This window comes from Arachnia propionica (assembly GCF_900637725.1).
Lineage (GTDB): Bacteria > Actinomycetota > Actinomycetes > Propionibacteriales > Propionibacteriaceae > Arachnia > Arachnia propionica.
Genome location: NZ_LR134406.1, coordinates 1,893,991 through 1,909,846 on the forward strand (window position 1 = coordinate 1,893,991; position 15,856 = coordinate 1,909,846).

General features: G+C 66.5%; 13 protein-coding genes. 3 read left to right on the forward strand and 10 right to left on the reverse strand.

Annotated elements, in window-relative coordinates; all coding sequences use genetic code 11:
- Positions 1-25: 25 nt before the first annotated feature.
- On the reverse strand, positions 26-1,192 hold the full coding sequence (locus tag EL272_RS08435) for an acyltransferase family protein (RefSeq protein ID WP_014846775.1): 1,167 nt from the start codon (positions 1,190-1,192) through the stop codon (positions 26-28).
- A gap of 87 nt (positions 1,193-1,279) precedes the next feature.
- On the opposite strand from EL272_RS08435, the gene EL272_RS08440 reads away from it, so the two are divergent.
- On the forward strand, positions 1,280-2,452 hold the full coding sequence (locus EL272_RS08440) for a sensor histidine kinase (RefSeq protein ID WP_061786904.1): 1,173 nt from the start codon (positions 1,280-1,282) through the stop codon (positions 2,450-2,452).
- Entirely contained in the window at positions 2,449-3,045 is a 597-nt protein-coding gene (locus EL272_RS08445; RefSeq protein ID WP_014846777.1) for a response regulator, read from the forward strand. The genes EL272_RS08440 and EL272_RS08445 overlap by 4 nt, the downstream gene beginning before the upstream one ends.
- 21 nt (positions 3,046-3,066) lie before the next feature.
- Here EL272_RS08445 and EL272_RS08450 read toward each other — a convergent pair whose 3' ends face one another.
- The 3 genes from EL272_RS08450 to EL272_RS15275 form a co-directional block, all read right to left on the reverse strand.
- Entirely contained in the window at positions 3,067-5,715 is a 2,649-nt protein-coding gene (locus EL272_RS08450) for an FAD-binding and (Fe-S)-binding domain-containing protein (protein WP_244926056.1), read from the reverse strand.
- A gap of 165 nt (positions 5,716-5,880) precedes the next feature.
- Positions 5,881-6,819, reverse strand: coding sequence for a carbohydrate kinase family protein (locus tag EL272_RS08455; protein WP_014846779.1), 939 nt, complete (start codon positions 6,817-6,819; stop codon positions 5,881-5,883).
- 9 nt (positions 6,820-6,828) lie between these two features.
- Positions 6,829-7,764, reverse strand: a complete 936-nt coding sequence (locus tag EL272_RS15275; protein WP_014846780.1) for a DUF4192 domain-containing protein — start codon at positions 7,762-7,764, stop codon at positions 6,829-6,831.
- A 93-nt stretch (positions 7,765-7,857) separates the two neighbouring features.
- On the opposite strand from EL272_RS15275, the gene EL272_RS15280 reads away from it, so the two are divergent.
- Entirely contained in the window at positions 7,858-8,472 is a 615-nt protein-coding gene (locus EL272_RS15280) for a hypothetical protein (RefSeq protein WP_041696467.1), read from the forward strand.
- Here the strand turns inward: EL272_RS15280 and EL272_RS08465 are convergent.
- The 6 genes from EL272_RS08465 to EL272_RS08490 form a co-directional block, all read right to left on the reverse strand.
- Positions 8,462-9,391 carry a hypothetical protein gene (locus tag EL272_RS08465; RefSeq protein ID WP_061786902.1) on the reverse strand — a complete coding sequence of 310 codons (930 nt, stop codon included), beginning with the start codon at positions 9,389-9,391 and terminating at the stop codon, positions 8,462-8,464. The two genes, EL272_RS15280 and EL272_RS08465, sit on opposite strands and share 11 nt — an antisense overlap.
- 98 nt (positions 9,392-9,489) lie before the next feature.
- Positions 9,490-10,569: a L,D-transpeptidase family protein gene (locus EL272_RS08470; protein ID WP_244926057.1), complete on the reverse strand. Its 1,080-nt coding sequence runs from the start codon at positions 10,567-10,569 to the stop codon at positions 9,490-9,492.
- Between the two features lie 97 nt (positions 10,570-10,666).
- Positions 10,667-11,356, reverse strand: coding sequence for a M48 family metallopeptidase (locus EL272_RS08475; RefSeq protein WP_061786900.1), 690 nt, complete (start codon positions 11,354-11,356; stop codon positions 10,667-10,669).
- Between the two features lie 21 nt (positions 11,357-11,377).
- Complete coding sequence (locus tag EL272_RS08480) at positions 11,378-12,127, reverse strand: ABC transporter permease (RefSeq protein WP_071162213.1); 750 nt, start codon at positions 12,125-12,127, stop codon at positions 11,378-11,380.
- A 30-nt stretch (positions 12,128-12,157) separates the two neighbouring features.
- The gene (locus tag EL272_RS08485) at positions 12,158-14,737 is read right to left on the reverse strand and encodes an ATP-binding protein (protein WP_061786899.1); all 2,580 of its coding nucleotides are present in this window, start codon (positions 14,735-14,737) and stop codon (positions 12,158-12,160) included.
- Positions 14,734-15,849 carry a metallophosphoesterase family protein gene (locus tag EL272_RS08490; RefSeq protein WP_061787183.1) on the reverse strand — a complete coding sequence of 372 codons (1,116 nt, stop codon included), beginning with the start codon at positions 15,847-15,849 and terminating at the stop codon, positions 14,734-14,736. The genes EL272_RS08485 and EL272_RS08490 overlap by 4 nt, the downstream gene beginning before the upstream one ends.
- Positions 15,850-15,856: the final 7 nt, after the last annotated feature.

The following is a 15,856-nucleotide window of genomic DNA, read 5'->3' on the forward strand; positions in this document are numbered from 1 at the left end:
CCGTCCCTTCACCCTCACCGCCCGATCAGCGCGCCCGGCGCGGGTAGCGCCTGCCGTTGAGCCAGGCACCCAGCCAGGTGTGCCGGACCAGCAGTTCGTAGGTGATCAGCAGAACCGCGGTGATAACGACCCACGTGACCAGGAGTTTCACCAGGACCGGCCATCCCAGGTCAGCCAGCGGGATCTCGAACAGCACCAGCAGCGGCAGGTGAACCAGGTACATCCAGTAGGAGGCGTCCGCGAGGTAGCGGATCCAAGTGTGTTCCCGGTCCAGGAACCGCACCGCGGCGCCCAGCAGACCGAAACCGAGCAGCCAGCCCGCCAGGGCGACAGCGACCATCAGCGCTTCCCGCGGCACGCCCGGGAGCCACACGACCACCGTCGCGATGAGACCCAGCACGAGCATCGGGAGCCAGTTCCCGGCGATCCGTCGCATGGACCCCGGGGATGCGTGCAGGAACCAGCCGGTCAGGAACGCCCCCAGGTAACCGAGCGTCGATGCCGCTTCCGGGACGATGGTGGTCGGGGCGATGATCCCGCCCGCCGGTTCGCCGCCCTGGAGCAGCAATGCTGCCACGAAGGCCAGGGCCGGGAGGAGAACACCGGCCGGGTGGGACAGGACTTCACCTATCCGGGTGGCGGCCCGCCCGGCGCGCTCCGCGCCCAGGAACCGGAGCAGCGCGGCCCGGGCGAGAAGCACCAGGGTGGCGATCTCGAACAGCACCAGTAGGAACCAGAGCTGCCCCGGGGTGAACATCATCAGGGGTGAGGTCGGCTCCGAGGCCATCGGCGCAGGCAGACCCCGGACCGAGGCCCCGTACATCGCGAGGAGACCGAGTGGGATGACCGTGAACGGCCAGAAGACGACGGCGGGCAGCAGGATCCGCTTCGCGCGATCCCGGAAGTAGCTGCCGGGCCCGCGCCGCAGGGTGACCATTCTCCCGAAATAGCCCGCCAACAGCATGAACAACGCCATCCGGAACAGGTGGATCGTGCCGGATACCCACAGGGCAACGACGCTGCGCTCGGAGTCGTTGATCATCCAGACGATGTCGGTGAAGGGCAGCAACGAGTGCAGGACTATGCCGAGCAGCAGGGCGCCGGAACGGACGGCGTCAAGGCCGTGGAGGCGTTGCGGGAGGGTATCGCGACGAGCGGCGCCGGGTTCGTGAAGGCATTTTTCGGTGGTCATGATTCGAAGTTACGATTCCGGGCTCGCCCCCACCATCGTCCGATCGGTGGATGGCGGTTCTCTCCACCGGACCGGAACAATGGTCCGGTGGAACGCTACGAGAGCCCGATCGCGATCCGGGCGGCACGCTGGGGGCCCTTCGTGCTGCTCGCCGTGTCGGTGATCATCGGCTGGGCCCTGACGGGCCCGCTCATCGAGCCCGGAGGCATGCTCGTCTCCCTGTGCCCCACCGTCCTGATCCTGCTCGGCCGCGTGCTCGTGGCGGTCCGGCCGCCGTCCAGGGGAAGCCGTGCAGCATTCGTTTTCGTGGCGGGCAATCTGCTGCTCGCCCTGGCCTCCTCCCTGCTCAACCCATTCATGTGCATCTACGTGTTCTCGAGCTATCCGGATGTCGAACGCCTGGTCACGGGTTCCTTCCGGGTGCCCGCCACCATCGCCACGGGGCTGGTGATCGCGGTCGGGCAGGCCGGTGGAATCCCCGGGGCCTCAGCGACTCCCTGGCTTTTCCCGCTGCTGGCCCTGGTGAACATCGGGATAGCCTTCCTCATGCTGACCCTGAGCCGAGAACGCGAACGTCAGGTGCGGATCCGAGAGGAGGCCGCCGAGCGGCTGGCGAAGGCCAACGCGGCCAACCTGGCCCTGCACGAGGAACTGATGACACAGGCCCGCCAGATGGGTATCGACCAGGAAAGGGCGCGATTGTCGCGGGAGATCCACGACACCGTGGCGCAGGGATTGATCGGTGTGATCCGCCAGCTGGAGGCGCTCCCCTCCTCCTTGGACGACCCCGCCCAGGAAAGGGTCCGGCGAGCCGAACAGGTGGCGCGGGACTGCCTCACGGAGGCCCGGCGGGCGGTGCAGGCCCTAGCGCCACGCCAGTTGGATGACGATCCCCTGGCCGATGCCCTGCACGAGATCATCAAGGGTTGGGGACGGGTGAACCGCATCGTCACCGAACTGGATGCCGACGACGCCCCGGCCACCTCGCCGCACGACGGGGTGCTGGTCCGCGTCGCCCAGGAGTCCCTGGCCAACATCGCCCGGCACAGTGACGCCAGCCAGGTGTGGGTGCGCCTCGACGGCACACCCGCTGGGCCGCGGATCCGCATCACCGACGACGGTGTCGGCTTCACGCCCGTCTTCGCAGCCGGGCACGGGCTTTCCGGAATGCGTGATCGCTTGGCAGAGATCGGCGGCAGTCTGAGAGTGGACAGCGCGCCGGGGAAAGGATGCACGGTGACAGCAGTGGTTCCCTCATGACCCTCCGTCTGGTGGTGGTGGACGACCACCCGATCGTCAGGGACGGCCTCGCTGGGATCTTCGCCTTGGAGAAGGACATCGACGTGGTCGGGCAGGCCGGGAGCGGCCCCGAGGCCTTGGCCGTCGTGGCCGAGCGCGATCCCGACCTGGTGCTGATGGACCTCCGGATGCCCGGCGGCGACGGATTCGCGGCCATCAGGCAGCTTCGGGAACGGGGCGGGCGTCCCCGCGTTCTCGTGCTCACCACTTACGATACAGAACGCGACATCCGCAGAGCGATGGCGGCGGGGGCCGACGGATACCTGCTGAAGGACCTGCCCCGTGACCAGCTCGTGGCAGCCGTCCGGGAGTTGATGAACGGTTCCCCTCGAACACACATCGACGCCCCGCACGGCTCGCAGCTGTCGCTCACCGACCGGGAGACCGATGTGTTGGCGCTGGTCGCGGACGGCCTGACAAACCGGGCGGTCGCGAGGAAACTCGGGATCAGCGAGGCCACCGTGAAAACCCACCTGGCCCACGTCTACACCAAGCTGGGGGTGCTGGACCGGGCGACCGCGGTGCGGGAGGCCTGGGAGCGGGGGCTGGTCTGAGAGCCGGCCCCCGCGCCGGGTTCAGGGACGTGTGGCCTGCTCCACGAGTTCGAGGATGTGGACGTAGGGTTTGCCCGTCGCCCTGCCGATGCCGATCTCGCAGGTGCGGTTGAGCGAGGCGTAGGCATCGAAGTGGCGGGAGTTGATCTCCGCGGCCTCCCGTTTCGCGGCCGATGCGTTCAGTTCCGGGTGGAGCATTCCGCGGTCACCGGCGAAAGCGCAGCAACCCCAGTCCAGCGGGACGTAGGCCTCGTCCGCGATCGCTTCTGCCAAGCCCTTCAAGGCGTCGTTCAACCCGAGGTGGGTGGACGAACAGGTGGGGTGCAGGGCGATGGAGCCCAGGCGGTGGGTCACCGTCAGGTGCGGCAGGAGCCATTCGTGGGCGAACTTGACCACGTCAACTATCTGGACGGCCTTGAACTCCTCGCTGGAGGATTTCGACTGCATGACGTGGAAACCCTCGGTGCAACTGGCCGCGTCCACCACGATGGGAACCGGGCTGCCGGCGAGACGCTCTTCGGCCCGTTTGAGCTGGGTCTCGTATCCCTTCAAGAAGCCCTTCGACTTCCAAGGGGTGCCGCAGCACAGGCTTCCGGTGTTCAGCGTGGTCACCGGCACTCCGGCGCGTTCACACAAGGTGGTGAAGGCCTTGGGAACACCGCTGGAGAACATGGTCTGGATGCAGGCCGGAAGGTAGAAAGCCACCGGGTCCTCCGCTTCCCGGGCCTTGGGACGCCTGCCGCCCTTGGGGAGGTCCTTCGAGTACTGGGGCATGACGTCCGGGCTGATGATCTTGCGCGCCACCTTGGTGATGCCCGAGGCAACCGGGGCGACGGCGTGTGCCGTGGTCATCGCAACGCTGGCGCCCTTCGTGAACGGTCCCCACGCCTTGGCGGCGGCCCCCCACACCCCGCCGAGCACGCGATTGGCCTGCTCGGCGCGCAGCCTGCGCACCAGGTCGCCGGTGTTGATGTGGAGGGGGCAGACCTCCCCGCACATGCCGTCGACGGCGCAGGTCTGGATGGCGTAGTAGTCGTAGTCCTTGTCGAGGTCCTTCAGGAGCTGCTCGTCAAGCTGGTTGGAGGCCAGTTCCCGGCGCAGCGCTATCCGCTGCCGCGGCGTGAGGGTGAGTTCGCGGGAGGGGCAGACAGGTTCGCAGAAACCGCACTCCACGCAGCGGTTCACCTCGTCCTCGACGCTGGGCACCAGCTTGAGGTTCTTCAGGTAGCCCTGCGGGTCGTCAGTCAGCACCACACCTGGGTTCAGGATTCCCGCCGGATCGAACAGGCGCTTGATCTCGCGCATCACCTGGTGGAGTTCATCCCCGTACTGGCGGGCCACGAACGGGGCCATGATGCGTCCGGTGCCGTGCTCGGCCTTGAGGTTCCCGCCGTGCCCGATCACCAGGTCGACCATGTCCTCGGTGAAGTGGATGTAGCGCTCCATGCACACTGGATCTGTGAAGTTCTCGTTAAGCATGAAGTGGACGTTGCCGTCCTTGGCGTGACCGAAGATGACGGAGTTTTCGTACTGGTGCTGCCCGAACAGCTTGATGAGCTCGGTGCAGGTGTCCAACAGCGTCGGCACGGGCACCACGATGTCCTCGAGCAGGGCGGTCGCGCCGGGATTGCGGTGTCCGGCGACCGTGGTGTACAGACCCTTGCGGATGTGCCACAGCCGGGCACGCGTGGGCCCGTGGCTGGTGGCCTGGGTGGGGCTCGTCAACGGCAGCGAGGCCAGCAGCGGCGCCACGGCCTCGATCTTGCCCCCTACCCCCTCGGCGGTGGCGTCCTGAAGTTCCAGGAGCAACGCGGCCTGGCCGGTCACGTCCAGTTCCAGGATCTCGGGGGTGGCCTCGGGAAGTGTCTGCGCCACCCTGAGTGACTGCGCATCCATCAACTCGATGGCCGCGAAACCGGCTGCCACCAGATCGGGGAGCGCGGCCGTGGCCTCCCGGAGGGTCGGGAAGATGGCCAGGGCCGAGGCCGCGTGGGGCGCCACCGGAATGGTCCGGAAGGTGGCTGAGGTCACGAATCCGAGGGTTCCCTCGGAACCGATCATCAGATGCCTGGCGATCTCGAGAGGGGTTTCGAAGTCCAGCAGGGAGTTGATCCCGTAACCCATGGTGTTCTTCATCGCGAACTGGCGGCGAATGGTGTTCACCGAGTCCGGGTTGTCGAGGATTCGTTGACGCAGCCTCATCAGCCCCGCGACGAGTTCGGGTTCGGCCTCGGCGAACTTCCGGGCGGCGTCCGGGTCGGCCGTGTCGATCCGGGTGCCGGAGGCCAGGACGAACTCCAGCGAATCCAGGGTGGCGTAGGAGTTCTCGGTGGTGCCGCACTGCATGCCGGAGGAGTTGTTGGCCACCATGCCGCCAATGGTGCAGGCGATCTCGCTTGCCGGATCGGGGCCGAGTTTGTATCCATACCTGGCCAGCCGGGCGTTGACGGCACGGATGGTCTCCCCCGGGGAAACCTTCACCCGACGTCCCTCGTCGAGGATCTGGATCCCGCGGAACCCGCGTCGCGAATCGACGAGGATGCCGTCGCCGGCGGATTGCCCGGACAAACTGGAACCGCCGGCCCTGAAGGTCAGCGGGGAACCCTCACGACGAGCGTGGGCGAACAGGTCCAGGATGTCGTTGACGCTCTGGGGCCTCGATATCTGCATCGGAGTGAAAGCATAATGAGAGGCGTCGTGCGCCATAGCTAGACGATCTATCGCTTTGGAAGAAAGCATCGTTGCCATGCCTCAAAGACTAATCCCCTTTGGCACACACAACGCCTGAAATTAGGTTCACCTAACCAATCTTATTGCGAATAAGGAAAGGTTTTCTTAATCAATTTTCTTCCTTGGTGAGGCCAGAAACTCCTCCAGTTCGGCGCGGGTCGGGGGATTCGCCCCCTGTTTTGTGCAGACCAGCGCGGACGCTCCGGCACCCCAGCGAAGGGCTCTGTCGACATCGTCCGGACGCCTGGCGTAGGAGGCCAGGAATCCCGACATGAAGGTGTCCCCAGCCCCGACCGTGTCCGCCATCTCGATGGTGTGCCCCGGAACGCGGAACTGCCGCCCGTCGGGTTTGATGGCGACGGCGCCGTCGGGGCCGAGCGTGACGACACACAGGGCCAGACCGTACTCGATGCACCACGCCTCCGCGTAGGGCAGCGGGTCCGGATCGTCCACGAGCCAGCAGATGTCCTCGTCGCTGGCCTTGATGATCCCGCCGCCGGCCCCGACTGCGGCTATCAGCTGTTCGACGCGCTGGAAGTACTCCACACGATCGGGAAGCACGGTCGGACGCACGTTGATGTCGTAGCTGAGCGAAGCGGGGGTGGAACGCACGAAATTCAGAACGGCCCGTGCCCCCGGCCCGGAAATGGTTCCGATGGATCCGAAGTGCAGCCAGTCGTTCTCCCTGAGTTCGGGGAACTCCCCCGCCCGCCAGCCGAAATTCGAGGTGTTCTGGAAGTGGAAGGTGTAGGAAGCCCTGCCCTCAGCATCGAGCGAGACGACCGCGACCGACGTGGGCTCCCCCGTCCTGACCGCCAGGTCAGTAGCGACGCCGTTGTCCTGGAGGTAGCGTTCGATTTGACGCCCGAAGGCATCACCACCCAGGCGCCCCAGGAAATGACTGTCCTCCCCGAGTCTCGCGAGCCCGAGGGCCGTATTCATTGGACTACCACCGCACAGCGCCGACCAGCGGGTCTCGGCCGAGGAAACCTGTTCTCCCGGCAGCAGGTCGATGAGAGCCTCTCCGCACACAACGAAACGCATGTCCTTACTCTAGTGGTCCTCCATGCCGGTGGGGAACGAGAAGGGAGGTTTCACTGCCAAGGCCTTCAACCCCCGCAGCAGCGGCAGGAGCCGGTGTCCGGGGGCGAGCCTTTCCAGCTGCTCCAGACACTCGGTCTGCTGGGCCCCCTGGTTGTCGAACCAGCAGACCAGGGACAACAGCGCGAGCACCTCGGGGGCGTGCGAATCACCACACATCCGTCTGGCGTACGCGATCCGGGGACGTACCCTGGCCGCACCCTCGCGGTTTAGATTCGCCACCACGGCCCCTGCGATCCCGGGATCGGAAACCAGGACGGCCAGCTGCGCCCCCTCGATGGGCAGCAGGGGTTCCCCGCAGTCCAGCAGCCGCTCCGCCAGTTCCCCCCGCTGCTCGTCGCCGAGCCCGCTAACGTGTTCGAGGGCCGATTCCGTGAGGAACTCGGCCTCCTCGGGCTCGTCGGGGGGTCGCACCTCGGCGATCACCTCGGCCCGGTTCGTGGCTATCGGGATCCCCAGATAGACGGCCTCGGCCGAGAGGCTCGTCGTCGAGGGATCCCAGCCACGGCCGTCGGGAGGTTCCAGGCCCAGGGGGGTGACGACCCAGTAACGATCCGGGGTGGCCACGAGTACGTCGGTCACCCTTCCCCTGAGTTCCAGGGCAAGGCGTATCAACCGTCCGCAGTTTCCCTCCGGGTCCTCGGTGTATCCGAGGATCACGAAACTGCAGGATCTCACCGGCCGAGCGGCCGCCTCGACCTGCCGGATCAGGTCACTTCCGTCCTCGTCCAACCAGTCAAGGTCCGCGCGGGCGCAGAACTCCACACGATTCTCCGAGATCCCCAGGACGACACAGGACTCCGTCGGATGGAAACCGAGACAGATCCCGGGCACGCAGAGAAGGTCTTCGTCGGTGTGGCTGCGCAGGATTGCTTCGAAAATGTTCACATCATCGTTATGGGAGCCGGTGGGCCGGATCCTCCGTTTCTGGCTGCACCATCGCGATTGTTGACAAGCTCCACGGGTATGGTGTGAGCCACCATGAACGTTCCACAGTGGCAGAACAACCCTCCGCAGTTTCCCTCCCAGCAGGGGCGCGACCCACGGACGCCTTTCGGCTCCCCCGCCCCCGGTTCCTTCGACGCCCCCACGCAGATCGAGGCCTACCGGCAACCCCGCGGTGGCGCGGCACGCAGCATACTGATCGGGGCCGTGGCCCTCGCCGTGGTCGCTGCCGTTCTGCTGTGGCTGCAATTCGGGTCGAACCAGGGCGGGGCCACCGGAGGCCCCTCCAGCGCACCACCTCCGTCGGCGAACACGTCGTCGCTGGGCGCGCAGGAAAGCAGAGCGCCTTTCGAGGCGAACGGTGGGGGGGTCTTCGAGCTCCTCGCCTACAACTGGAACGGTGACAACGATGTCGAGGTCCAGGTCCGCGTCACCTTGAGCGAGGGCTCCGCGTCCTTCGACATCTACCTGGTGTCGAGCAAGAACATGCGGAGTTATCCCCCGCTCAACTCCCCGTCCCTGAGGGCCAAGGCCGGGCAGCCCTTGGATGTCACCCTCAAGTTCGCGGCCCCCAGGGACAAGAGCACCATCGTCCTTTCCACCGATAGCGGTAGAGGCCGGGGCCTGGCCGCGGTGACGCTCAATCCTTGACGGCAGCGGATTCCTTCGCCGTCTTCTCGCGCTCCGCCACGGCGTCGGGGTGGTCCTTGGACAACATCACCACCCCGTACACGGCCACCGCGCCGGAGATGATCATCCCGGCGGCGGGGCCCGCACCCATGCCGGCCCCCTCGCCTAGGACGAACAGCCCGAACAGGACGGCGACGAAGGGATCCACCGTGGTCATGGTGCCCACCGTGATCTCGGCGGGGCCGGATGCGTAACCTTGCTGGATCATCCAGGCCCCCAGGCCGTAGCAGGCGAGCATGTACCCGATCACCACGAGGGTCGTGGGGTGCAGCAGGTGGAACTGCCCGGACTGGACCATGTTCATGGCGGCCTTCATCATGCCGGAGGCCAGGCCATAGAAGATCGCCCCGACCGAGGACCACATTATCGCCTTGGCCCACGGGGCCGCTTTCTTGGCCGCGAAGAAGGACAGCATCACGCAGACCACGCAGACCACGATGAAGGACCAGGTGATCGGCATGAACCCGAACTGTTTCTCCCCCTTCGCGAATAGCGACGAGAACACGGTGAACCCGACCACGCCGATCACGGTCACCAGGACGGCACGCCACACCCGGAAGGGGATCTGATGGCCGTGGATCCGGGAACTCAGGAGCACCGACCACGGGACCGCCAGGATTCCGACCGGCTGGACGACCGCCACGGGTGCCATGGTCAACGCCCACAGGTGCAGGCCGGCCCCGGAGAACACGCAGAGCAGGCCGAGCAGCCATTTGGGGATCAGAAGCAGTTTCAGCATCCCCATCAGCGTGAGGCGGTTGGAGGACGCCGTCGCATTGGGATCGAACGTGGACTTCACACCCAAGTGCTGCAGGGTCGCCCCGCTGGCGAACAGAAAAGAGGAAATCACCTGCAACGTGATGGCCAAGGGGATGCCCACGCGCGTCACCTTTCACTAGTTGGCAAGAACTGCAAAGGACACCCTAGTGGCTGGTTCTCCTCCAACCATCAGACCTGGGGCTGGTTCTCCCCGGGATGTCAGTCCGCGTAAACCACTACCTTGTCCCCGACCCGCACCTGATCGAACAGGGATGCGATAGCTCCCTTGTCACGCACGTTGACGCAACCGTGGGAGGCACCGTTGTAGCCGTTCTGGGCGAAGTCGGCGGAGTAGTGGACGGCCTGCCCACCCGAGAAGAACATGGCATAGGGCATGGGGGTGTGATAGAGCGTCGAGACGTGGTCACGGGACTTCCAGCCCACGGAGAAGACCCCGTTGCGGGTGGGGGTTTCATCCGAGCCGAAACGCACGGAGAGCGTCATCTGGACCTGACCGTCGATCACCCAGGAGAGTTTCCGTTGCGACTTCGAGATGCACAGCACCCGGCCCTGCAGGCAGCGATCGTCGAGCGTCATCCCGCTGTTCGCGGGTTTCTGGGTGGGTTTGACGTTGTTCAACTCGTCCTGGGTGGGTTTGCGGGTCATGGAGGTGATCCGGTCCAGCGTGCGCTGGTCCACCTCGCCCGTGACGGGGAGCTGCCGTTTACCCTGGAAACCCTTGACGGATTCGACCGTGGTGTCGTCGTACTCCCCGTTGACGTCCGGGCCGTACCAGCCGATCTGCTTCAGCCGGGCCTGGAGGTCCTTGACCTTGTCCCCACTGGCGCCCTTGGCCATCAGGGCGGGACCGGGTTTCAGGACGTTGTTCTTCTCGTCCTCAGTGGGTTTCCGGGTCATCGAGGTCAGGCTGTCCATCGTCGCCTGATCCACGAAACCTAGAACCGGGAGCCCGCGTTTGCCCTGGAAACCCTCGACTGCCAGACGGGTCTTGTCATCGAACTCCCCCGAGATCTGTCCCTCGAACCACCCGAGCTGGAGAAGCCGGTGCTGAAGTTCCCGTACCTTGTCGCCGCTGTCTCCGGGGGAAAGCAGGGCCGTTGCCGACGGCGTCGGTTCCGGTGTGGGGCTGGCTGTGTCGTCCGGCCCGGCCGATGGGGAACCCGACTCCGAGGGGCTGGGGGTCGTAGCACTGGCCGAGGGCTCACCGGAGGGGTCGCCCTGCTCGACGTTCGTGATGACTTCCTGGCTGCAACCCGAAAGGAACAGCAGCGAAATCACAGAGACAAGCGCAAGACGTCTCACTATCGGGCTCCCATTTTGACTCGGACTTGTGTCCCACCTTTGCTACTGGGAATTCATGGTACAGCATGGGAACTCAGGGCGTATAGGTGCTGAGTAGTTTTCTTCGTTCGCCGTGGTCCGGGAGAGCGGCCGCCACCAAGGACCAGAACCCCCGGCCATGGTCGGCATGCCTGAGGTGGGCCAGTTCATGCACGATCACGTACTCGAGAGCGGCCACGGGAAACCTCACCAAGGTCGTGTTGAGGGTGATCGCCCTGGTCCGGTGATTGCAGGAACCCCACCTGGTGCGCATGGCGCGATACCGGATCACGGCTGGTCGCGGCACCCCCATGACGGGCACCCACGAGTCGAGCAGCGGCCGGGAAACGCGTTCCATCTCGCTGCGCCGGAACCTGGCGATGGCGCGCTCCCTGGCCGCCTCATCCTCGCCCGTGATTATCAGCCGTTGGCCGGCGATCCAGGCGCGGGCCCGGCCTTCCCGCCTGTGTTCCACGTCGTGCCATCTGCCCCACAGCCTGGCCCTTCCCCCGTCCTCGAACCGGTCCACGTCAAGGGCCGGGTCTCGCAGCTGATCACGTTTCCGGTCTATCCAGGGCCGCTGCTCCTGGACGAAACGGCGTATCCGTTCCGGTGGAACGCCGAGCGGGGCCGAAACCACCACATCTCCCCCGGGTGGAATGACCCGCAGGCGGATGTTCTTCATCCGTTTCCAGGTTATCGACACCGCGAGATCATCCACCCGGATCAAACGGTCTTCCACCATGTTTGAAACTCATTTCCATTATCAGGATTCCTGAGGGGCGGGCAGCACGGGGCTGCGCCCACTCAGGGTGGAGAACAACGTCCCCGTGACGGCGGCACTGACGAGGATGGCGGAGAGCATGGTCAGCTGGAACATCGCGGCCTCGACGGGGCTGGCGCCCCCGAACAGCGCGCCAATGAATGCCCCGGGCAGGGTCACCAGGCCCGTGTTGCGGGTTTGATCGAGGTTCGGCAGCAAGGATTCCCTCACAGAAAGGCGCCGGAGCCATGCGGTCGACTGGGACGGGGTGGCGCCCAGGGCCAGCCACCCCTCCACTTCACCCCGGTGGGCGTCGAGATCGGCCCGGATCCTGCGCGAGGTCAGGGTGACTATGTTCATGGCGTTGCCGATGACGCTTCCGGCAATGGCCACCACATGCTGGGGTGTGGGCGAGATCAGCCCGACCAGGAGGGTCAGGAGCAGGGAGGACATCCCTCCCGCGACAACGGAGATCACGGCATTGCGCCTCCCGCCGGGCAGCCCCTCGGCCCTGGAGGCTCCCGTCCAGGATGCGGTGGAGAGCATCAACGCGATGAACCCCAGCACCAGCCAGGGCCACTGATTGGCACCGCTCAGCAGCACGGAAATCGCGGCCAGCTGCACCGCCGCCCGCAAGACCGCCGTGAACGGCAACCAGCGCAGCGCCACTCCGTGCAGCCGCAGCAGAAGAATCGCCGTGGTGACGAGTGCCAGAATCCCACCACCGAACCGCAGCCAGTCCCACACACTCACACCCGGACTGTATCGCCGCTCACCCTCCGGTCAGAGGCGTATCACGTGCGCACCTCCGATCTGGTCGAAACGTTCTGGCTGGCAGGTGAGGATGATCGTCTGGACGCCGTCCCCGACACGGTTCAGCACCACTCCCAAGCGCGCCAGACGCTCGGGATCGGCGAACCCGAGCGCGTCATCGATGATCAGGGGCACCCCCTCACCGGGTTGGACGAGCTGCGCGCAGGCCAGCCGGCCGAGCAGGGAGAGCTGCTCGCGGGCCCCGCTGGACAACGACTGGAAGGGCACCGTCTCACCTGCCAGGGTGCGGGATGCGATGTTGAGTTCCGGGGTCACCTCGACCGCCAGGTCCGGGCCGAAAACGAGTCGCCCCAGGGATTCGATGCGCTCCCGGAACGGGGCGACGTAGCGTAGCTGGGCCTCGGCACGGTGACGGTTCAGCGTTTTTCTGAGCAGGTCCACCGCGTCGGCCGCGCGCTGCCGGGAGGCCTGACGCGCCTCCGCCTGTTCCAGCCGGGCGCGGGCCTCGGACAGCCTGTCGTAGGTATCCCCGGCCAGCCGGTCGTCGAGCAGCGCGGATAGCCTGGTCAGTTCCTCATCCAGGTCCCCGCACTCCTTCGTCAGCCGGGTCACCACCGCGCGGGCGTTCCCGAGACGAGCTTCCAGGCCGGCAGCATCGGCGAGTTCAAGTTCCTCGTCCGCTGCGTTCTTTTCGGCGACACACTTCTCGAGGGCAGCGACGGCCTCGGTCACGGCCGCCCCTATTTTTTCGTCCGGGACCCCGGCCCGCGCGGCCTCGAGCCTTGACGCGGCGTCATCTCTGCGGGCCTCGAGGCTGCGCAGTTCGGTCTCCCCGCGGATCAGGTCCTCCCGTGTCTCTTGCTGTGTGGTCCGCGCGGATTCCAGCGCCACGCGCGCGCCGGCCGTCCGGTCCCCGGCCGCCTCGACGGCCGCGGCGACCTCGGAGCGTTCCTCCTCCGCGCCGACCAGTTCCCCGACGTCCACGTCCCCCACGGATTCGGCCAGCGCCTCGGCGCGGGCCCGCAGCTCGGCGTCGTTCTCGTCCCCGAGGATCATCCGGATGGTCTCATTGGCGGCATCCCGCTCCCGCCCAGCCCGGTCGTTCTCCCCCGCCATCACCCGGGCCGCAACGACGTCGGGGACGCCGTGGCTCGCCAGCGCCTCGATCAGGGCGTTCTCGGCTTCCCTGGCCCTGCGTTCCACGTCGTCGGTCCCGTCGCCGGGAAAAACCGTAATTTTCGCGTGGCCGGGGATCTCGACGACGACAGGGGCCTTGACCGGAATCGGGCCGTGGACTCCGGATTCGAGGGCTTCTCCGTCCAGGAGGATCGTGTCCGCCACCTCGATGGCGACCCTTGCCGCCCTGGTCTCCCAGGTCTCCCGGGTGATCCGCGCCGTGACCTCGAGTTTCTCCAGCATGCGGCAGGTCTCGTCGTCGATGGTGTTGGCGTTCAGGACCGTCGCAGCTTCATGCAGCCGTCGTTCTGCTTCCGTGAGGCGTTCCAACCGCTCCTTCAGGGCTTCAAGCTCCGCCACGTCACGGGCCTGCCGGACACGGTTGTCGATCCCACGCAGCCGTGCCCTGAGAACTCCTTCTTCTTCCTCCGCGTTCCGCGCCTCCTTGGCGCGGAACGCCAGGGCATCCTGCGCGCTGCTCGCCCGCTGCCGTGTCCGTTCGATTCCGGTCAGGGTCTCCGCGAGGGTGGCGTCGAGTTCTCGGACCCGCACCCTGGCATCCTCCCGTTCGCGTGCCAGCCTCTCCGCAGTTTCCCGGGCCGCATCGGCCTCCGCAACCCGTGCGGCCGCCCGCTCCACGCGTTGGCGGAGTTCGTCGAGGAGCCTGCTCTCCTCGACGAACTCCGTCTCCTGCTGGCGCGCCTGCCCCAGGCGTTTCTTCTTGGCGTCACGAGCGGCGACGGCCTTTTCATGTTTCTCGGTCAGGGAATCGATCTCTTGGCTTGCCACTTCGAGGAGCCGCGTTTTCTCGGTCAGGGCTTCCAGGTCCTTCTGTCCCTGGGCATAGTCCCCGGTCGGCTTGCCCGTGGGGGTGAAGTACCGGAGGTATTCCTTCTCGACGGCCTCCAGGAGGGCGTCGTGTTCCCCGGTCGAAGGGCCGGCCCCGTCCAACGCCCTGCGGAGCGCGGGCAGCCGGGCCAGGTTGGCCTGTCCCAAGGAGTTGCCCTGCGCCACCTCGAGTGCCTCGAAAAGCCCGTCGTCCGTGGTCTCCGCGACGACCTGGAGGAAACGCTCGTGAGCATCGTCCCCGCTCAGTTTCTCGGGGTGCGGGGCCGTGATGTTCAGCTCGGTCTTCTTTCCCTTGAGCCATCGTTTGCAGTAGGTGAGGTGGTATTCGCCGGTGCTGAGCTCCACTTCGGCTTCGGGGCCGACATCCCGTCCCACCGGCTGGGTGTCACGGACCTCTTTCCGGCTCGTGCTGGCCTTGTGGAGACGAAGGTGCCGAAGCGCCTCGACCAGGGTGGATTTTCCCACCTCGTTGCGGCCCTCGACCACGGTGACGCCGTCGCGGAACTCCAGGGTGCGTTCCACGGTGCCGCGGTAGTTCCGCAGGGTGATCCGGTGAATCCTCATGCCAGGCCTCCTGAAAGCCGGTAGAGCAGGGACAGGGCATCCCGTGCGGTGGCGTTCTCAGCACCCAGCCCGACCAGTTCCCGCAGGGCATCGGATGCGAAACCGGTCAGTCCCAGATCAGCGAAGTCGTGGTCGTCGGGGAGGACCACGAGATCGGTGTGGCGTTCCCACGTGTCGAGCCGGGCGAACAGGGTCCCCAGTTCGGCGAGCTCCTCATCGAGCCGCGCGGATTCCGTGACCGACAGGGTGCCGCGCAACTTCAGCCAGACCGCGGTGCGTTCCTTGTGGGGCAGTTCCTGCAGGCGGGCGATCAGCCGGTCCACGTCAACCCGGGAGGAGAGGTCCTCCTCCAGCACGGTGAAGCTCCAGCGCCCGGTCCGGATCGGCTCCACCCGCGGGGATGCGCCGGAGATCTCCACGAGCAGGATGTTGCCTGGGTCGGTCTCGCGGCGGGCGGTCACCTCCGGGGTGCCCGGGTACCAGATCCCGGGAGCCACCTCGGTAAGGGAATGCCTGTCCCCCAGGACGGCGAAGTGAATCAGGCCATCACGGATCCGCGCAGCCAGGGCCGCATCGTCGATGGCGGCCAGCGAATCCCGGTCCGGGTTGAGACCGGACACCGCGCCGTGCCCCACCAGGATCCGGGTCACGCCCTCGGCAGGGGGCCGCAGAGCGGCGCAGGCCTCGGCCACGAGATCGGCCTCCGGGCGTTTCGAGAACCAGGGGGCCGCAACCACCTCAACCCCGGGCACCAGCTCGATGGGCTCCGAGCTCTCCGCTACGACTACGTGGGAGGGGCATCTGTCCACGAACGCCCGGGACCGGTAGATGGAGGAGGCGTCCAAGGGATCGTGGTTGCCCGGGACCAGCAGCACCGGGACCGGGCAGGTGCGCAGGGCCTCGAAGGCCCGAAGGAGGATCGAGCGGTCGAGTTGATTCGACTCGAACACGTCACCGCCGACCACCACGAAACCGGCGCCACGCCGCGCAGCGATCCGGCCGATCTCACCCACGGCGTCGAGCCGGGCCTGGTGGAAACGCGCGCGGGCGTCGTCGTCCAGGAAATGGGCGGTCATTCCCAGTTGCCAGTCTGCGGTTGCGATGAACCTCATGGTCTTC